The sequence below is a fragment of the Albibacillus kandeliae genome, assembly GCF_003116585.1.
GTDB classification, from domain to species: Bacteria; Pseudomonadota; Alphaproteobacteria; order Rhodobacterales; family Rhodobacteraceae; genus Albibacillus; species Albibacillus kandeliae.
Genome location: NZ_QEHM01000014.1, coordinates 1 through 18,633 on the forward strand (window position 1 = coordinate 1; position 18,633 = coordinate 18,633).

The window sequence follows — 18,633 nt, forward strand, 5'->3', positions numbered from 1 at the left end:
CGTAGGCTTTGAAGTCACCAAAGTACTTGGTGATCGCTGCGGTCAGCGTCGTCTTGCCGTGGTCAACGTGACCGATCGTGCCGATGTTGACGTGCGGTTTCGTCCGTTCAAACTTTGCCTTTGCCATGTCTTTTAGGCGCCTTTTGATATCTGGGTCGCTGGGACCGTGGGTTTCGTCTCTGCGCGGGCGACATAGGGGGTTCAGGGGGGAAAATCAAGCAGATCTCGCCCCGCCCGCGCCTGCCGTGGTCGCTACTCGGAGACCGCCTGCATTTCGGGGTGGTCGACCACCGCCTCGGTGGCCGCACCCGCGCGCGGCTCGAACCATCCCTCGGCCTGCCGCTGCTCTGCCATCCAGGCCTCGATCTCGTGCACCGCGTTGCGCGCGAGGCCCTGCATCTGCTCTTCCCGCGTGCGTTCGCGGCCGGAGCCCAGGAAGAAGCTTTCCTGCGTCGTGGTCTCGTAGATGGTGAACTGTTTCGGCGACGGGTTCAGCTTTTGCTGGGCGGCGTCGTCGAACACCGTGACGTTGAGGATCAGCGCGGATTTCGGGTTGTAGAGCACCGGCACGCCCTTGGGCGCCAGCGCGTAGCCTTCGACGGAAATACCGAGGTGGTACAGCTGGTTGCCCTGGTACCGGCCAAAGCGTTTCGCCACCACCGGCTTCAGAACCGCGACCCATTCCTCTGGCGTCGCATCGCGCGAGACCGGGCCCTTCCGGGCCTTGTCTGCGAGCACCACGTTGTAGCCCAGCCGGAAGACTCCGAGGTCGGCCAGCGGTGCGTCCGGGTCGGGTGCGGCGGCACATCCGGCGAAAAGGACCAGCGCGGACAGCAGGGAAATCAGTCGGATCATGAGGCCTCTCAGCAGCGTCGTCTCAGATTTTCAGTCGGGATGGACATAGATCAGCCCGGCGCACCTGGCAAATCGCAAGGCGGCAACCTGCCGCCCCCGGAGCCCCGAAGGGCACCGGACGGCCCCCCTCAGGTAAAGCTGTTGTCACGCGGGAACCCTCGCGGTGCCATCCGGCCGGACCCGGCGCGCTTGCCGATCCATTCTTCCAGTTCCGTCTCGGTCCGGGTGCGACCCGCCGGGTCCTTCCAGCTCAGGCCCTCGGCCAGCACGAAGGTGGTGGCATCACTCAGCCCGCCATCCTTGTACTTCTGCAGCCGGACCCCCTTGCCGCGACCCATCTCGGGCAGCTCGTCCGCCATGAAGACCAGCACCTTGCGGTTCTGGCCGACCACCGCGACGGCATCGCCCCGCAGCGGTTTGCAGACTTTGGCGCGCACGTCGTCCTTCACGTTCAGGACCTGCTTGCCGCTGCGCGTCTGCGCGACGACCTCGGCCTCGGGCACGAGGAACCCGTCCCCGGCGGAGGAGGCGACCAGCAGCTTGCGGTCCGGCACGTGGATGAACATGTCGATGATCTCGGCCTCGTTCGGGAGGTCGACCATCAGGCGCAGCGGTTCGCCCATGCCGCGCCCGCCCGGCAGGTTGGCGGCGGAGAGCGTGTAGAAGCGGCCGTTCGAACCGAAGATCAGCAGCTTGTCCGTGGTCTCGGCATGGAAGATGAAGCGCGGCCCGTCCCCGTCCTTGAACTTCAGTTCGCGGTCGAGATCGATGTGGCCGGTCATCGCGCGGATCCAGCCCATCTGGGAGCAGACGACAGTGATCGGCTCGCGCTCGATCATGGCCTCGATCGGCACTTCCTCGGCCTCGCCCGCCTCTTCGATACGGGTCCGGCGGGCGCCGCCTTCGAAATCCTTGCCGAATTTCTGGCGGGTGGCGCGCAGCTGATCGGCGATGGTGGACCACTGACGGTCCTCGTTCTCCAGCAGGTCCTCGATCCCGGCGCGTTCTTCCATCAGCGCATCGCGCTCGCGCACCAGGGCTTCTTCCTCCAACCGGCGCAAGCTGCGCAGGCGCATGTTGAGGATGGCCTCGGCCTGAACGTCGGAGAGGCCGTTCTCGCGCCCCTCGTAGCTCTTGGGCGCGGTGTTCGGCGCGTCGTCCTCGAGGAAGCTCGGCGCCAGCGCGTCGAGATCCTGCACCAGCCTCAGCGCGGAGACATCGACGCCGATCAGCGGCGAGCGATAGTCGCTCTCGGAGGTGGCGCGCACGATGGTGGCCTGGTGCGGATGGCTCCAGTCCTCGTACATCAACGCCGCCTTGGGGTCGTCGTCGTAGCGGATGATGTCGATCACCCGGTCGAGGTTCAGGAAGGCGGTGATCAGGCCCGACAGCACCTCGAGCCGGTGGTCGATCTTGCCCATGCGGTGGCGTGACCGGCGCAGCAGCACTTCCTGCCGGAAATCGAGGAAGGCGCGCAGCACTTCCTTCATCGAGCAGACCTTGGGCGTCACGCCGTCGATCAGCACGTTCATGTTCAGCGAGAACCGCACCTCGAGATCCGAGTTGCGGAACAGCATGTTCATCAGGACTTCGGGGTCCACGTTCTTGGACCGGGGCTCCAGCACCATGCGCACGTCATCCGCGGATTCGTCGCGGACATCGGCCAGGATCGGCACCTTCTTGGTCTGGATCAGCTCGGCGATCTTCTCGACCAGCTTGGACTTCTGGACCTGATAGGGGATCTCGGTGACGACGATCTGCCACTGGCCGCGCCCAAGGTCCTCGACCTCCCAGACACAGCGCAGACGGAACGAGCCGCGCCCGGTGCGATAGGTCTGGGCAATGCTGGCAGGCGATTCAACGATCACGCCGCCGGTCGGAAAGTCTGGCGCCGGAACGTATTGCAGCAGCGTGTCGTCGCGCGCGTCCGGCGTCTTGATCAGGTGAAGGCAGGCGTTGCACAGCTCGGCGATGTTGTGCGGCGGAATGTTCGTCGCCATGCCGACCGCGATGCCTGCCGCGCCATTGGCCAGCAGGTTCGGGAACTCGGCCGGCAGTACCACCGGCTCCTGCAGGCGGCCATCGTAGTTGTCGCGGAAGTCGACGGCGTTCTCGTCGAGCCCCTCCAGCATCGCCTCGGCGACGAAGGTCATCCGCGCCTCTGTGTAACGGCTGGCGGCCGGGTTGTCGCCGTCGATGTTGCCGAAGTTGCCCTGCCCGTCGACCAGCGGGTAGCGGACGTTGAAGTCCTGCGCGAGGCGGGCCATCGCGTCATAGATCGCCGCGTCGCCATGCGGGTGGAAGTCCCCCATGGTGTCGCCCGAGATCTTCGCCGACTTCAGGAATCGCCCGTTCGATGCAAGCCTGAGGCGACTCATCGCGTAGAGGATTCGCCTGTGAACAGGCTTCAGACCGTCCCGCGCGTCCGGCAGAGCACGGTGCATGATGGTCGACAGCGCGTAGGTGAGATAGCGTTCGCCAATGGCGCGCCGCAGCGGTTCCGCTACTTCGCCGCCCTTGCCGGGCTCCTCCATGTTGGGGTCATCAACCAGATCACTCATAGATGCTGTGGTACAACGGGCACGAGCCGGGGTAAAGCAGCCTTAGAGGCTTATCCACATGCTTGGCGCGGATCGTGTCGTGCCGGTCAGCCCCTCGGGAAAATCCCCTCTGTCATGGAAAATCGACCGATTTTTCTGTAAGATATGGGAACCGAATGCTGCCAAGCGTTTTTCATTATCAGTGCTTTTGTCGGGGGAGCGTCATGCCACGCTATATTCTTGTTTCATTCATTTTCATGGGCTGGGCCTTTTACGAGTTGAGCGGAGGCGCGGATTTCATCGCCCCGACGCGGGAACCGGTGGTCGAGGTGGTTGCCGCCGCCGAAGCATCGCCCGCCCCTGCCCGTCCCGAACCCGCAGCCGCGCGTCCGGCACAGCCGGTGGAACAGCCGCAGGTCGCGGCACTCCAACCGGCCACGGAGCGGACCGCTTCCGCCCCCACCCGGACCGAGGCGGTGATCCTTCAGGCCAGTTCGCGCCCGCTGGAGGACAGCCAGATGAACGCGATCCCGCAGTCTGCCCTTGGCGCGCGGGTCAACATCCTCGACGGCCTGTCGCAATTCTCCAACCGCCCCTCGCTCCACATGGTGAACGGGGTGCAAGTGGCCTCGCTTGGCAATGACCGCCCCATCGGCCTGCCCGAAGAAGAACCGGCGCAGGTGGCCGAACCGGCACAGCCGCAGGCCGAGGCGGAGAACTATGCGGACTCACCGGCGGTCTCTGACATGCGCGAGGTGGTCGGCTCTCATGTCAACATGCGGACCGAGCCCACAACCCAGAGCGACATCATGGCCCGACTGGACCGCGGTCACCCGGTCGAGGTGCTGGGCGACAACAAGCGCGGCTGGCTGCGAATCCGCATCATGCCCGAGGACCGTGTCGGCTGGATCGCCGAGCGCTTGATCAGCCCCTCGGAAACCATCGCCTTCGACTGAGCATCTACCGGCAGGCGGGAATTGCATTTCCGCAGGGGACCGGCATAGCTGTGCGTGACCTAGACAAGCAGGACACGCCATGGCCAGAACGATCCTCATCACCGGCTGCTCCTCCGGCATCGGCTACGATGCGGCGCATGGCCTGCGCGCGCGGGGCTGGCGGGTGTTCGCCTCGTGCCGCGCGCATTCGGATTGCGACCGCCTGCGCAGCGAGGGGTTCGACGCCCCGAGGATCGACTACAACGACACAGCCAGCATCCAGTCCGGACTGGCCGAGGTTCTGGAGGCCACGGGCGGCACGCTCGATGCCCTGTTCAACAACGGCGCCCATTCCCTGAACGCTGCCATCGAGGACCTGCCCACCGATGGGCTGCGGGCGATCTTCGAGGCTAATTTCTTTGGCTGGCACGACCTGACGCGGCAGGTGATCCCGGTGATGCGGACGCAGGGCCACGGCCGGATCGTGCAGTGTTCCTCGGCACTCGGCTTCACCTACATGACCTGGCGCGGCGCCTATTCGGCCACCAAGCATGCCCTGGAAGGGTACACCGACGTGCTGCGGCTGGAGATGCGCGGCACAGGTATCCATGTCAGCCTGATCGAACCCGGCCCGATCACCACCGCCTTTCGGCGCAACGGGATCGCCCCGTTCGAGCGCTGGATCGACTGGCAGAACTCGCCCCGCCGCGCGGGGTACGAGAGCCAGATCATCCCCCGAATGTACCAGAGCGACGCGCCGGACCGGTTCGAACTGCCGCCCTCCGCCGTCACCGCCAAGCTGGTGCACGCCCTCGAGGCCGCGCGGCCCCGTCCCCGCTATCTCGTCACCGTACCCACCTACGTCTCGGCGTTGCTGGGCCGACTGCTGCCGACACGCCTGCAGGACTACCTGATCTCGCGCATCTGAGGGCGGGACAAATTGCCGTTCGCCTTTTGGGCCTCACCGCGCTAGATCCTGCGCTGACTCAACAGGAAGGACACCGATGTCCGGTCTCTACGCGCTGATCCTCGTGATGCTTGCCGCTGTCGTCATCGTTCTGGCGATCGGCATCGGCGGTTTTGCCAAGGGTGGCCAGTTCAACGCCAAATATGCCAACAAGATGATGCGCCTGCGGTTGCTGTTGCAGTTCCTCGCGGTGGTGCTGATCCTGCTCTTCGTCTTTCTGCGTGGCAAGTTCGGAGGGTCGTAAGTGGTTGTCCTCAACAAGATCTACACCCGGACCGGCGATACGGGCGAGACCGCGCTCGGCGACAATTCGCGGGTCGCCAAATACGCGCCCCGCGTTGCCGCCTATGGCACCGTGGACGAGTTGAACGCCCAGCTTGGCGTCGCGCGGCTGCATGCCAAGGACGAGACCGACGCGGCGCTGATGCGGATCCAGAACGACCTGTTCGATCTCGGGGCTGATCTCTGCCGCCCCAACATGGCCTCCGACGCCGAGGCCGAGTACCCGCCGCTGCGCATGATCCAGTCGCAGGTCGACAGGCTCGAAGCCGAGATCGACGCCATGAATGCCGATCTCTCGCCACTGCGCAGTTTTGTCCTGCCCGGCGGATCGCCGCTGGCCGCGCATTTCCACGTCTGCCGCACCGTGGCCCGCCGTGCCGAACGCCTGACCGTCGAACTGGCAAGCCGCCAGGATGTGAACCCGGCAGCGGTGAAGTACCTGAACCGACTGAGCGACTGGTTTTTCGTCGCTGCACGCACCGCCAACGATCAGGGCCGCGCAGATGTGCTCTGGGTGCCGGGCGCCAACCGCTGAGGATCGTAGCGATACGAACGGAAGAGTTTTCGCCAGCCCGTGTAACGGATAGCGCTATCAACGCCGGAGATCCGAAACCCACGCCCGCAAAACGCGACGTCTAACGTCGAAATGGTGACGATTTTACCCTGTTTCCGAGTGTTAACCCCCGCTATCAACTGCGGGAATGAATCAAGGATCGAGTCGGATTGCGGCTCATAAGACTGAGGAGAGAACCGCATATGAAGGTACTGGTACCTGTCAAGCGCGTGATCGACTATAACGTGAAGGTTCGCGTGAAAGCGGACGGAAGCGGTGTCGATCTGGCCAACGTGAAGATGTCGATGAACCCCTTTGACGAAATCGCCGTCGAAGAGGCGATCCGTCTGAAGGAGGCCGGCAAGGCCGAGGAAGTCGTCGCTGTCTCCATCGGGGTCAAGCAGGCGCAGGAAACCCTGCGGACCGCGCTGGCCATGGGCGCCGACCGTGCGATCCTCGTCGTCGCAGCCGACGACGTGCACACCGACATCGAGCCGCTGGCCGTTGCCAAGATCCTCGCCAAGATCGTCGAGGAAGAGCAGCCGGGCCTCGTGCTCGCCGGCAAGCAGGCGATCGACAACGACATGAACGCCACCGGCCAGATGCTGTCGGCGCTGCTGGGCTGGTCCCAGGGCACCTTCGCCTCTGAACTGGGTGTCGAGGGCGACCACGCCGTCGTGACCCGTGAAGTTGACGGCGGTCTGCAGACCATCAAGGTGAAGATGCCCGCCATCATCACCGTCGACCTGCGCCTGAACGAGCCGCGCTATGCGTCGCTGCCGAACATCATGAAGGCGAAGAAGAAGCCGCTGGACGAGAAAACCGCCGCCGACTACGGCGTCGACGTCACCCCGCGCCTTGCCATCGTCAAGACTGCCGAGCCCGAAGCCCGCGCTGCTGGCGAGATCGTTCCGGACGTCGATACGCTGGTCGCCAAACTCAAAGAAAAGGGAGTCGTGTAATGGCTGTTCTGCTTCTTGCCGAAGTGACCGACGGCGAACTGTCGCTGGACGCAACCGCCAAGGCCGTGACCGCTGCCAAGGCACTGGGCGACGTGACCGTGCTCTGCGCGGGTGGCTCTGCTGCCGCAGCCGGTGAAGCCGCCTCCAAGATCGACGGCGTTGCCAAGGTGCTGGTCGCCGAAGACCCGTCGCTGGGTCACCGCCTCGCCGAATCCACTGCCGCGCTGATCGTCAGCCTGGCAGGCGACTACGAGCACATCGTCGCTCCGGCCACCACCGACGCCAAGAACGTGATGCCGCGCGTTGCCGCGCTGCTCGACGTCATGGTGATCTCGGATGCGTCCGGCGTGGTCGACGGCTCGACCTTCGAGCGTCCGATCTACGCGGGCAACGCGATCCAGACCGTGAAGTCGTCGGATGCCAAGAAGGTCATCACCTTCCGCACCTCGACCTTCGACGCGGCCGGCACCGGCGGTTCGGCTTCAGTCGAAACCATTGGCGCAGCTGCGAACCCGGGCCTGTCCGAGTGGATCGAGGACAAGGTCGCGGCAAGCGATCGTCCCGAGCTGACCTCGGCTGGCATCGTCGTCTCCGGCGGCCGTGGCGTGGGTTCGGAAGAGAACTTCGAACTGATCGAGAAACTGGCCGACAAGCTCGGCGCTGCCGTCGGTGCATCCCGCGCCGCCGTCGACTCGGGCTTTGCTCCGAACGACTGGCAGGTGGGTCAGACCGGCAAGGTCGTCGCCCCCGAGCTTTATGTCGCTGTCGGCATCTCCGGCGCGATCCAGCACCTCGCCGGGATGAAGGACTCCAAGATCATCGTCGCGATTAACAAGGACGAAGAGGCACCGATCTTCCAGGTTGCCGACTACGGCCTGGTTGCCGACCTGTTCGAGGCTGTTCCGGCGCTGATCGAAAAGCTCTGAGGATACCCTCAGGCAAGTCATTCGACGGCCCGCCTGTTTCAGGCGGGCCGTTTCGATTCGGGCGCCTGCGGGAGCGCCGCCGCCAGCGCCTCGGCAATGGTGTAGTGGGCGCCCTGCCCGATCATCCGCGCTGCTGCGGCGGCTTGGGCCGGGGCATAGATCATCGCGTTCATCTCTCCCGCCACCGCCGCCGGTTCGGCCGGAACCTCGATCACCCGTGCCAGCGCGGGCGCCAGGGCAACGACCATCTCCTGCCCCACGAGGACCGGCTCCGGCCATGCACCGCCGCCGGGATCGTAACGCAGCCACAGCAGGACCGGCGGGCGCGGCAGGATTCCCAACAGGGCGCTCATTCGCTCCTGCCAGGTCTGGCGCAGTTCGGCCGCCACCGAGAGGTATCGCCGGTGCGACACCCCTGCGAGGACGGCGAGGAGGTGCCGGGTGAAGTGTATCTCGGTAAAATCGACCTCGGGGAAGAGCTGGCGCAGGGCCGGTTCCGGCGCCACGAAGCGGTCGTTCCGGCGCGGGTGAACGCGGTAGTATCGGTTCGTGAGGTTCTGCGCTCCCATCGCCTGAATCACCACCTGCGTCGCCCCGGCGGCAATCTCCAGCAGGGTGTCGTCTCCGAGGTAGGCGTCCACCCCCGCGTTGGTTGCGCCGAGATTGATGCAGACCTGCCCGATGTCACGTTCGAGCAAGGCGGCAAAGGGGCGTTTCACGTATTTCCCATAGGTCTCCGACTCGCCCAGAAAAGCGAAGTAGGGCGGCTCGGGGCGCCGTAACGGACCCCGGCATTGCAGTCTGGACCGGCCATAGCGGCACGGCGGCTCGTCAAGCGCGAATGCGCCGTGAATCTCGATGCTCATATGTCCCGCCACGCGTTTTCCCGGGCGGCACTGTCTCCCGAATCGCTTGCCAAAGACCTAACGCAGCCGATTTTCCTGCGCGCCGGAGCGGAACCGCACCCGGCGATGCAAATGCTGGTCCCGCCCCCCTTGTCCCTCCCCCGGAACCCCCGGTAATGTCGCCGCGTCACATAACGGGCTCACGGGGTTAAAGGCAGGACGCATGGCTATTGAAACAATCGGGGTGATCGGCGCAGGCCAGATGGGCAACGGCATCGCCCACGTGATGGCAGCCGCCGACTACAACGTGCTGATGACCGACATCAGCCAGGAAGCGCTCGACAAGGCGATGTCCACCATTCAGGGCAACCTGAGCCGCCAGGTCGCACGCGGGAAGATCTCCGAAGAGGCCATGCAGAACGCGCTGTCGCGCATCACCACCACGCTCAAGCTGTCAGATCTCGGCTCTGCCGACCTCGTGATCGAGGCCGCGACCGAGCGTGAGAGCGTGAAACAGGCGATCTTCGAAGATCTGCAGCCGCACCTCAAGCCCGAGACCATCCTGACCTCGAACACCTCTTCGATCTCGATCACCCGACTCGCGAGCCGCACCGACCGCCCCGAGAAATTCATGGGCTTCCACTTCATGAACCCGGTGCCGGTGATGCAGCTGGTCGAACTGATCCGGGGCATCGCCACCGACGAGGCCACCTACAAGGCCTGTCACGAGGTGGTCGCAAGGATCGGCAAGACCGCGTCCTCGGCCGAGGACTTCCCGGCCTTCATCGTGAACCGCATCCTGATGCCGATGATCAACGAGGCGGTCTATACGCTCTACGAGGGCGTCGGTAACGTGAAGAGCATCGACGAGGCGCTCAAGCTGGGCGCGAACCACCCGATGGGTCCGCTTGAGCTGGCCGACTTCATCGGGCTCGACACCTGCCTTGCCATCATGAACGTGCTGCACGACGGGCTGGCGGATACCAAGTACCGCCCCTGCCCGCTGCTGACCAAGTACGTCGAGGCCGGCTGGCTGGGCCGCAAGACCCAGCGTGGCTTCTACGACTACCGCGGCGAAACCCCGGTTCCGACCCGCTGAGAACGACGCCCGGCGCTCAAGCGCCGGGTTGTCCGTACCCGGCTCCGCCCGAACTTTCGATCACCAGCCGGTCGCCCCGGTCCAGCGTGATCGCCGAGCGTGCCGTCAGGTGCTCGACCTCTCCATTCGCCCTCAGAACCGTCGCCGCCGATCCGACCGGCGAGCCGCCGCCGTGGGCTCCCTTGGCGACCCGGGCAAAGCGTTCGCCCCGGATCGAGGCCGCGATCCCGTCGGTCAGCGCCTCGTAGACCCGGCGGATGCCGTCGCCACCCCGGAACTGCCCGGCTCCCCCAGACCCGCGCCTGCGCTCGGCCGAGAGCAGGCGCATCGGAACCAGCGTTTCCAGTGCCTCGGCGGAGATGTTCATCGCGTTGCCGACATCGGTCGAGATGCCCGAGGCCCCGTCCCTGTAAGGCCCGCCCCCGGCCCCGCCCGCGACGATCTCGGTCGAGAGGAACGGCTGTCCCTGCGGGTCGCGCCCCGAAAAGGCGATGACATAGGACATGCCGGAATTGGCGGCGGGCATGCGCGCGGCATCGGCTTCGGCCAGCGCCTGCAACACGGCGGAGGTGATGCAACGCACCATGTTCATCCGCGCGTTCACCGCCGCCGGTGGCGATGCGTTGACCACGCTGGCCTCTGGCAGGCGCAACGCGATGCGGCGAAGGATTCCGCCGTTTCGAAGTGCCTCGGGTCCGGCCAGCGTGAGCACTGCGTAGAGCACTGCCGAGAGGGGACCGGAGCGCACGCAGTTCACCGGCGCCTTGACCTGCGGAGAGGACCCCTCGAAGTCGGCCGTCAGGCGGCCCTCTGCAATGGTGACCGCCACCTTCGCCGCGCAGGGGCCGAGCGCCGGGACCGGGTCCAGTTCGTCGGCCCCGAGGAACGGCCCGGAAGGCAGGCGCGCGAGCGTGGCCTCGGTCTCGGCCTCCGCCCGGTCCAGCAGCGCGGCGACACTTGCCAGGAACTCCGCCGTGCCAAGGTCGGCAGCGATCCGAGCCACGCCCTCGGCCGCCCGGTGTCCGGCGGCGATCTGGGTTTCGAGATCGCCCATGACAACCTCCGGCGCGCGCGAGGCGGCACGGATCAGGCCCGCGAACTCGCGGCTGAAGGCCCCTTCGCTCCCTGCCTGCATCGGGGGGAGGCGCAGTCCCTCGTGGTAAATCTCGGTGGCGTCTGGCGGGACCGACCCGGCGCGGCTGCCACCCACGTCCTGATGATGAAGGAGGCTTGCCGTCAGGGCGACGAGCTGCTCCCCGGCAAAGACCGGCTGCACCAGCGCAATGTCGGGCAGGTGCGTTCCGCCCGAGAAGGGATCGTTGGTGACGAAGATATCGCCGGGCTTCATCCGGTCCGCCGGGTAGGCGTCGAGGATCGCGCCCACCGTGCCGGGCAAGGCGCCGAGCAGCAGCGGGATCGCTTCGGACAGCGCCAGCACCTCGCCATCGCGGGTGAACAGGGCGCAGGACGCGTCCGCCCCCTCGCGCACCACCGGCGAGACAGCGCAGCGCAGCAGGGTCTGTTGCATGACCTCGGCCAGACCGTCGAGGCGCAGTTGCAGGATGCGCGCGGGGTCACTCATGATGCGATCCTTTCCAACAGGGAATCGCCGTCGCCCGGAACGAGGCGCCAGCCCTCGGGCACCCAGACCACCCCTGCCGCGGTCGCCACCGCGCCCGGACCCGGCGATGTGGCGGAGGGGACGCCGGGAAAGAGCGCTCGCGGCGCATCGCGCCATGCGATCACGTGGAACAGGTGCCCGGGCCCGGGCGGCGCGATCCCGTAGGCGGCGGCATAGGCCTCAGCGAATGCCGTCAGGATCTCCTCGCCGGAGGCGGGCCGTTCGTGGAAACGCAGCGGAAAGGGATGCATGGGGCGTCGCGCCGCCAGCGCCAGCGACCAGACCGTCAGGCCCGGCGCATCGGCCAGCCTTGCGTCCAGATCCGTCAGCAGTTTCTCAAGCGTTGCCGGAGTCAGGTCTGCCAGCGGCGTATCGACAGCAACGCGGGCTTCGGCCCGGCGGGTCGACAGCGCCAGCCCCGTCGCGCCAGCGGCAGCGGGAGCGTCAGGCAGCGTTACCCGGTCGAGGCCCTTCGCCTGAGCCACACCGGCGGCAAGAAGTGCGCCGGTGCCGCCCATCACCACCAGTCGGGCGCGGGTCGGGTCGACGTTGCGGCGGGTGGCGAAGCGGGTCAGTTCGGCGGCCATCTCGGCCTCCGCCGAGGCCACGATGCGCTGCGCCGCCTCTTCCGGTGTCGTGCCGATGGAGGCGGCGATCGTGGCGAGGCGATCCGGCTGCCCCTCCTGCAACCGGCCCAACAGGCAGAGCGCATCGTCCAGCGTGGCCACGCCCTCCGCCCCATCGAACCGCAGTCGGCCGCCCTCGGCCCGCACCGCGCGGGACCCGCCGAGCGCGACACTTGCCATGTCCGCCGTCGTCATCCGCAGCGGCACCCCGGCGAGGCTGCCCTGCGGCTCGCTGATCACCTCTCCCCCGCGCGAGAGGGAGATATCCGCGCTCTGCGAGCCGATATCGACGGCAAGGGTTGCCTCGTCTGACAGGGCGGCCGCCGCGCGCGCCGCGGCCGCCGGGGCCCCCGCCAGCACCCTAGCGCGCTCAGCCTCTGCCGTTGCGGCGGGTACGAGCACCCCCTGCCCGTCGCCATAGAGCAGAGGACCGGAAAACCCGCGCGCCACGAGTTCGGTAGAAAGCGCCCGCATATCCGCCGCCGCCGTGGCCGAAAGCCAGGCATCCAGCAGGGTGGAAACCGTGCGTTCGTACTCGCGGGGGGCAGGATCGACCCGATGGGACAGCGAGACCGTGACGCCGGGCAGGCTCGCCGCCAGGGCTTGGGCGACCTCTTCCTCGTGGGTGGAATTGACATGGGCGAACAGCAGGCAGACCGCGATCGCCTCGGCCCCGGCGGCCCGGATCGCGGCGATGGCGGCGGCGAGGCCCTCCTGATCAAGCGGTTCGATCTCGGCCCCCTCGGCATCGAGACGACCGCTGACTTCGTGGATCGCCGTATCCTCGACAAGGAAGCGTGGTGCGGGTGATTGCGCGACAGGGTCATAGAGGGCGACGCGGTTCTGCCGCCCCAGTTGCAACGTGTCGGCAAACCCGCGCGTAGTGATCAGCGCCGTGCGGGCCGGTCGCCGGGCCAGAAGTGCATTCAGCGGGGCGGTGGTGACGATCCGCACGTCCTCCAACTCCGCCGCGTCGAGGGCGAGCTGCTCCAGCGCCTTGGCCAGCACCTCCGCCGGTTCGCCCGAGGGCAGTTTGACGATCCGTGCCCCGGTGTCGTCCCAGGCCAGCGCGTCGGTGAAGCGCGCGCCGAAGTCGATGGCCAGCCGTGTCATGCGGCGGGCCATGCGATATCGACCGGCGCGGCAAGATCGTGGAACTCGGTATCGCCGACCCCCTCGGCGCTTTTCCACATCAGCGAGGCAAAGCAGGCAGGCTGGTCCAGCGCGACAATCCCGTGATGCCAGAGCCCCGGCGCGTAGGTCACGACATCCTGTGGCCCGGCGACAAAGGCCAGCGGCGCGCCTTCCGGCCCATCGGGCCAGACCGCGACCAGCCAGCGCGCCACCCCCATCGGGCAGAACAGTTGCGCCGACCACGGATGCCGCTCGAGCCGCGACGCCCGCAGCGGCAGCGCATCGGGCGCGACCTCGTAGAAATCCAGTGCCGGTTCGGCGGCCTCCGGCAAGGTTCGGAACCGGGTCTCGGACTTGGACAGGCGCACCGCCCCGTCGCGGATGGTCTTGACCGCGCCAAGCCCCGGTCGGGCCACGTGACCGAAGGGTGCAAAGGTATCCGGCGTGAGAGGGCGGGTCTGGATCATGGGCGGCCCTTTCGAGTCGAGATGCTTTAGGCTTGAACCATGTGACTATCGCGCTGCCCGCCACGCGAGGCAACCTGTTGGTGCGGATCGCTTTTGCCTTTCTACCTTCGAAACCGTCGCCGCCCTACGATCAGGCCAGCACGTAGGCAAAGAACAGGACCCAGGCGGAGAGCAGCAGCAGCACGGCAGCGACGTAGCCCGCATTCCAGCGTACGCCGACATGGGCCGCGCTGACCCCGCCGAAAGACCCGATCAGTAGCGTGGTCGCCGTGAAAGGCGAGCTTGCACCGCTGATCGCCCAGCCCGAAACGATGGCGGTGACGATGGCGGCGGGCGGTACGCCCAGCGCGTCGGCGGTCGGGATGGAGGGCGCCAGCAGCGTGACCGCGAGGATCGGGTTCATGCCAAGCTGCCCCAGCAGCGGGATCAGCCAGACCAGCGCCACAAGGATCACCCCCGCGGGCAAGGCACCGAGGTCGAGACCCGCAGCCGCGATCACCGGGGCAAGCACGGGCGCGCCCACTGTCCCGATGAAGCCCGCCATCATCAGCAGCGTCAGCTCGCCCTTGTAGCCCGGCAGGTCATGGGTGAGGTAACGCCGGATGCGCGGTCCCGGTTCGGCCCCGGGCGCACCGCCGCGCCACTGGATCAGCGCCCAGATCGTCGAGATCAGCGGCACCTCAACCATCACGATGCCGACGATCCTGATGCCCGTCGCCTCGTGCAGGGTGAAGACAGTGATCCCCATCAGCGCCAGCAGGAACAAGAGCGGCAGCATCAGCGCCCAGCTTCCCTCCTGCGGTTTGCGAACGACCGGCGCGGACAGGCGGGGTTTGAATATGGTGTCGAGCGCCCAGCCCGTCGCCATCAGGATGACCGAGGCTCCAAGCCCGGGCAGGACCGCATCAGACCAGCGTGCGTCCGGGATCAGCGCAGTTGTGATCGCCATTGCAAAGGCCAGCGGCGACCAGGGGAGCGAGGCGACGAAACCGCGCTGGATCGCCAGCAGCATGCGCCGCGTCCGGTGCGAACGGATCACCGGGTCGGGTTCGGTCGCCGCACTGGTCGAGGCGAGGCTGCCCAGCAGCGAGATCGCCCCGTAGTTCAGCAGAAGCGCAAAGAGATGGCCCCCGGCGGTCAGCGCGGCATAGCGGCGGCCGGGCGGCTGCGCGGCAAGGAAGATGCCGCCCGCGCGGATCGCGGGCGAGGTCTCGGCCACGTTGCGCAGGGTCGAGAGCGCGGTGAAGAAAGCCGCGATGAAGGCCGAGGAACGCAGCGCGCGCACCGTGGTGTCCCACCACACGTCAGGATGGGTCAGTGCCAGCAGGAGCACCAGCGCCACCCCGACCCCGACGAAGACCCGACGTGCGTTGCGGACCCGGAAGAACAGGACGACGAGGACGAGCAATGTCAGCCCGGGGATCAGCGGATCGAACAGGTCGCTCCCCCATTCCGAGGTCGCCACCATGATCGTGAGCAGGATGAGCAGAAGGGCGGTGCAGCGATCCAGAAGCTGGGCGGATACCATCGAACGTGTCCCGAGTGGCGCGGATCCGGCCCGCGCGGTGCGGGCCTAGTCCAAACCGGGAAAGTGAACAAGGCAACCCCGCGTCCCGTTTTTTGCTTTGTGATCACAAGCTGTCCGGAGCGCCCGGTTTGCGTGCAGACTGCGATCTTGAGGGGACGCTCACGGCGCCTGTTCCGCGCGACCTCGCAAAGTGATAGAGATTTCCTATCAAATGAGCCAGGTGTGAGAGCCAATAATGATCAACAAGCTTGAAATGCTGATCGCCCTGTCCAAGGAACATCACTTCGGACGCGCGGCCGAAAGCCTTGGCATCACCCAGCCTACGCTCTCGACCGGCATTCGCCAGCTTGAAGACCATCTCGGGGTCAAACTGGTGCAGCGGGGCTCGCGCTTTGGCGGGTTCACCCCGGAGGGTCAGAGGGCGCTGGTCATGGCGCGGCGCATCGTCAGCGACGCCCGCCGCCTGCGCGACGAGATGCGCTTCTCGCACGAGGGACTTTCGGGGCAGATCCGGCTGGCGGTCATTCCCACGGCCCTGACCTGGGCCTCGCACCTGGCCAGCCGCTTCAACGCATTGCACCCCAACGTGGGCTTTTCGATCCTGTCGCGGAACTCGCAGGAAATCCTCTCGCGCATCGAAGATCTCGAGGCGGACGCGGGCATCACCTACCTCGACAACGAACCGCTCGGGCGCGTGGCCAGCACGCCGCTCTACCGGGAGACCTACACGCTGATCTGCAGCGAGACCCATCCGCTGGCCGCCCGAACCTCGATCTCGTGGAGCGAAATCGCCGGGCTCAAGCTGTGCCTGCTGACACCGGACATGCAGAACCGCAGGATCATCAACCGCAATTTCATGGAGGCCGGGCTGGCCCCGCCCTCCATGATCGAATCCAACTCGACCGTTGTGCTTGTTTCAAACGTGGTGAACGGCGACTGGGTCACCATCCTGCCCGATGACATCGCCGGGTTTCTGACGGCTGGCAAACCGGTGCGGGTGATCCCGCTGCGCGAGGGAGTCTCAGCGCGCATGGTCGGGCTGGTCGCCCAGTATCAGGAACCCCACACGCCGGTTCTGCAGGAGTTGTTCGACGTGGCGCATCAGATCGCTCGGACGGGCGAATGAGCCGGTATCTTTGATAGAGAACTTCAATCGTCTGACGGAATCGCAGTATTGAAACGCTATCACTCCGTCCGTTAGAAACAGCCAGTTCTATCGCCGGAGTCGCCAATGCCTCAGCCATCCGCCGTGCCGCTTCCCTTGCCCGATGCGCAAGAGATCCAGGCGCTGATCGACAGCCAGCTTCATCTCGAAGGCCCGTTGCTGCCCATCTTCCACGCGTTGCAGGCAGCCTTTGGCTACATCCCCGAGAGCGCGATCCCGATGATCGCGTCGGCGCTGAACATCACCGGTGCCGAGGTGCATGGCGTGATGAGTTTCTACCATGATTTCAGAACCGTGCCTGCCGGTCGCCGGGTGCTCAAGATCTGCCGGTCAGAGGCCTGTCAGGCGGTGGGAGGCGACGTGATGGCCGAGGCGGTGCTGAAGAAGCACAGGCTCGACTGGCACCAGACCACCCGTGACGGCGCGTTGACGGTCGAGCCGGTCTATTGCCTCGGGCTCTGCGCCTGTGGCCCCGCCGCGATGATGGACGGCAAGGTGATCGGGCGACTCGACGAGGCCGGAATGGACCGCATTCTGACGGAGGCCGGGGCATGAAGGTCTACGTCCCCCTCGACAGCGCCGCCAAGGCGCTGGGTGCAGATGCGGTCGCGGAGGCCATCCGCACCGAGGCCAGGTCGCGTGGCGTCGAGGTCGAGATCGTCCGCAACGGCTCGCGCGGGATGATCTGGCTGGAGCCATTGGTAGAGGTCGAACGTGACGGTGTGCGTCATGGCTACGGCCCCCTGCTGCCCAGCGAGGCGGCGGCTGTCTTCGACACCGACCACAAGAAGGCGCTCGGCCCGGTCGAGGACCTGGACTGGATGAAACGGCAGACGCGACTGACCTTTGCGCGCTGCGGCGTGGTCGACCCGCTGTCGCTGGACGATTACGAAGCGCACGGCGGGCTTGCCGGTCTGCGGCGTGCACTGGAGATGAGCGGCGAGACCATCGTGGACGAGGTCAAGGCCTCGGGACTGCGCGGGCGCGGCGGCGCGGGCTTCCCCACCGGGATCAAGTGGGACACCGTGCGGCTGGCCCATGCCGACCGCAAGTACATCGTATGCAACGCCGACGAGGGCGACAGCGGCACCTTTGCCGACCGGATGATCATGGAGGGCGACCCCTTTACCCTGATCGAGGGGATGGCCATCGCCGGGATCGCTGTCGGAGCAACCAAGGGCTATCTCTACACCCGCTCCGAATATCCCGACGCCATCGCCGTGATGGAGGCCGCGATCCGCGTGGCGCGCGCCCGTGGCGTTCTGGGTGTCGACGTGCTCGGCTCGGGCAAGGTGTTCGACATGGAAGTCCGCGTGGGCGCCGGGGCCTATGTCTGCGGCGAGGAAACCTCGCTGCTCAACTCGCTCGAGGGCAAGCGCGGCGTGGTGCGGGCCAAACCGCCGCTGCCCGCACTGGAAGGCGCCTTTGGCAAGCCGACGGTGGTGAACAACGTGATCTCGCTGGCGACGGTGCCGGTGATCTTCGAGAAGGGCGCGGCCCATTACGCGAGCTTCGGACTTGGCCGGTCCAAGGGCACCATGCCGATCCAGATCGCCGGGAACGTGGCGCGCGGCGGGCTGTTCGAAACCGCCTTCGGGATGCCGCTGGGCGACCTGGTCAACGAGATCGGCGGCGGCACCCGCTCGGGCCGCCCGGTCAAGGCCGTGCAGGTGGGCGGACCGCTGGGCGCCTACATGCCGGTCGAGAAGTTCGACACGCCTTTCGGCTACGAGGAGTTCGACGGCCAGGGCGGGCTGATCGGTCACGCGGGCGTCGTTGTCTTCGACGATACTGCGGACATGCTGAAGATGGCACGGTTTGCGATGGAGTTCTGCGCCATCGAGAGCTGCGGGAAGTGCACGCCCTGCCGGATCGGCGCGCGGCGCGGTGTCGAGACCATCGACCGCATCGCGCGGGGCGACGGCGCGGCGGTGGAACTGCTGACCGACCTCTGCGAGACCATGAAGGACGGCTCGCTTTGCGCGCTGGGGGGCTTTACGCCTTACCCGGTGATGTCGGCGCTGCAGGCTTTCCCCGAGGAATTCGGCGGCATGAAGGAGGCGGCGGAATGAGCGGGCCCCTGACCACGGGGGGCGCTGCCCCCCGCACCCCCCGGGATATTTGTGAA

The 18,633-nt window shown here is 66.6% G+C and carries 18 protein-coding genes; 10 read left to right on the plus strand and 8 right to left on the minus strand.

Annotation, left to right across the window (positions count from 1 at the left end):
• The 3 genes from DDT93_RS24405 to DDT93_RS24415 all read right to left on the minus strand — a co-directional run.
• A partial coding sequence (locus tag DDT93_RS24405) for a GTP-binding protein (RefSeq protein WP_232825566.1) occupies positions 1-127 on the minus strand: 127 nt, incomplete at its 3' end.
• Between the two features lie 125 nt (positions 128-252).
• On the minus strand, positions 253-855 hold the full coding sequence (locus tag DDT93_RS24410; protein ID WP_109468538.1) for a hypothetical protein: 603 nt from the start codon (positions 853-855) through the stop codon (positions 253-255).
• 128 nt (positions 856-983) lie between these two features.
• Positions 984-3,416, minus strand: a complete 2,433-nt coding sequence (locus tag DDT93_RS24415) for a DNA topoisomerase IV subunit A (RefSeq protein ID WP_109468539.1) — start codon at positions 3,414-3,416, stop codon at positions 984-986.
• 203 nt (positions 3,417-3,619) lie between these two features.
• On the opposite strand from DDT93_RS24415, the gene DDT93_RS24420 reads away from it, so the two are divergent.
• The 6 genes from DDT93_RS24420 (at position 3,620) to DDT93_RS24445 (ending at position 8,020) form a co-directional block, all read left to right on the plus strand.
• Positions 3,620-4,351, plus strand: coding sequence for an SH3 domain-containing protein (locus tag DDT93_RS24420; protein WP_157960284.1), 732 nt, complete (start codon positions 3,620-3,622; stop codon positions 4,349-4,351).
• A 79-nt stretch (positions 4,352-4,430) separates the two neighbouring features.
• On the plus strand, positions 4,431-5,258 hold the full coding sequence (locus DDT93_RS24425) for an SDR family NAD(P)-dependent oxidoreductase (RefSeq protein WP_109468541.1): 828 nt from the start codon (positions 4,431-4,433) through the stop codon (positions 5,256-5,258).
• 76 nt (positions 5,259-5,334) lie between these two features.
• The gene (locus DDT93_RS24430) at positions 5,335-5,541 is read left to right on the plus strand and encodes a twin transmembrane helix small protein (RefSeq protein ID WP_109468542.1); all 207 of its coding nucleotides are present in this window, start codon (positions 5,335-5,337) and stop codon (positions 5,539-5,541) included.
• Positions 5,542-6,114 carry a cob(I)yrinic acid a,c-diamide adenosyltransferase gene (locus DDT93_RS24435; protein WP_109468543.1) on the plus strand — a complete coding sequence of 191 codons (573 nt, stop codon included), beginning with the start codon at positions 5,542-5,544 and terminating at the stop codon, positions 6,112-6,114. It begins immediately after the preceding gene.
• Positions 6,115-6,335: 221 nt separating this feature from the next.
• Entirely contained in the window at positions 6,336-7,094 is a 759-nt protein-coding gene (locus DDT93_RS24440) for an electron transfer flavoprotein subunit beta/FixA family protein (protein ID WP_109468544.1), read from the plus strand.
• Positions 7,094-8,020, plus strand: a complete 927-nt coding sequence (locus DDT93_RS24445; RefSeq protein ID WP_109468545.1) for an electron transfer flavoprotein subunit alpha/FixB family protein — start codon at positions 7,094-7,096, stop codon at positions 8,018-8,020. The genes DDT93_RS24440 and DDT93_RS24445 overlap by 1 nt, the downstream gene beginning before the upstream one ends.
• Before the next feature lie 38 nt (positions 8,021-8,058).
• Here the strand turns inward: DDT93_RS24445 and DDT93_RS24450 are convergent, their stop codons facing one another.
• Entirely contained in the window at positions 8,059-8,886 is an 828-nt protein-coding gene (locus tag DDT93_RS24450) for a DUF6473 family protein (protein WP_109468546.1), read from the minus strand.
• 202 nt (positions 8,887-9,088) lie between these two features.
• On the opposite strand from DDT93_RS24450, the gene DDT93_RS24455 reads away from it, so the two are divergent.
• The gene (locus tag DDT93_RS24455; protein WP_109468547.1) at positions 9,089-9,964 is read left to right on the plus strand and encodes a 3-hydroxybutyryl-CoA dehydrogenase; all 876 of its coding nucleotides are present in this window, start codon (positions 9,089-9,091) and stop codon (positions 9,962-9,964) included.
• Positions 9,965-9,980: 16 nt separating this feature from the next.
• Here DDT93_RS24455 and DDT93_RS24460 read toward each other — a convergent pair whose 3' ends face one another.
• The 4 genes from DDT93_RS24460 to DDT93_RS24475 all read right to left on the minus strand — a co-directional run bounded on the left by DDT93_RS24460 (position 9,981) and on the right by DDT93_RS24475 (position 15,340).
• Positions 9,981-11,546, minus strand: coding sequence for a hydantoinase B/oxoprolinase family protein (locus DDT93_RS24460; protein ID WP_157960285.1), 1,566 nt, complete (start codon positions 11,544-11,546; stop codon positions 9,981-9,983).
• The gene (locus DDT93_RS24465) at positions 11,543-13,324 is read right to left on the minus strand and encodes a hydantoinase/oxoprolinase N-terminal domain-containing protein (protein ID WP_198654963.1); all 1,782 of its coding nucleotides are present in this window, start codon (positions 13,322-13,324) and stop codon (positions 11,543-11,545) included. The genes DDT93_RS24460 and DDT93_RS24465 overlap by 4 nt, the downstream gene beginning before the upstream one ends.
• On the minus strand, positions 13,321-13,812 hold the full coding sequence (locus tag DDT93_RS24470) for an ureidoglycolate lyase (RefSeq protein ID WP_109468550.1): 492 nt from the start codon (positions 13,810-13,812) through the stop codon (positions 13,321-13,323). The genes DDT93_RS24465 and DDT93_RS24470 overlap by 4 nt, the downstream gene beginning before the upstream one ends.
• Positions 13,813-13,942: 130 nt before the next feature.
• On the minus strand, positions 13,943-15,340 hold the full coding sequence (locus DDT93_RS24475; protein WP_109468551.1) for a hypothetical protein: 1,398 nt from the start codon (positions 15,338-15,340) through the stop codon (positions 13,943-13,945).
• 235 nt (positions 15,341-15,575) lie between these two features.
• Between DDT93_RS24475 and DDT93_RS24480 the strand changes: the two genes are divergently transcribed.
• The 3 genes from DDT93_RS24480 to DDT93_RS24490 all read left to right on the plus strand — a co-directional run bounded on the left by DDT93_RS24480 (position 15,576) and on the right by DDT93_RS24490 (position 18,577).
• On the plus strand, positions 15,576-16,466 hold the full coding sequence (locus DDT93_RS24480) for a LysR family transcriptional regulator (RefSeq protein WP_109468552.1): 891 nt from the start codon (positions 15,576-15,578) through the stop codon (positions 16,464-16,466).
• A gap of 105 nt (positions 16,467-16,571) precedes the next feature.
• Positions 16,572-17,060 (plus strand): formate dehydrogenase subunit gamma, encoded by a 489-nt coding sequence (locus DDT93_RS24485; protein WP_198654964.1) that lies wholly within the window; start codon positions 16,572-16,574, stop codon positions 17,058-17,060.
• The gene (locus DDT93_RS24490) at positions 17,057-18,577 is read left to right on the plus strand and encodes a formate dehydrogenase beta subunit (protein WP_109468553.1); all 1,521 of its coding nucleotides are present in this window, start codon (positions 17,057-17,059) and stop codon (positions 18,575-18,577) included. The genes DDT93_RS24485 and DDT93_RS24490 overlap by 4 nt, the downstream gene beginning before the upstream one ends.
• The last annotated feature ends 56 nt before the right edge of the window (positions 18,578-18,633 follow it).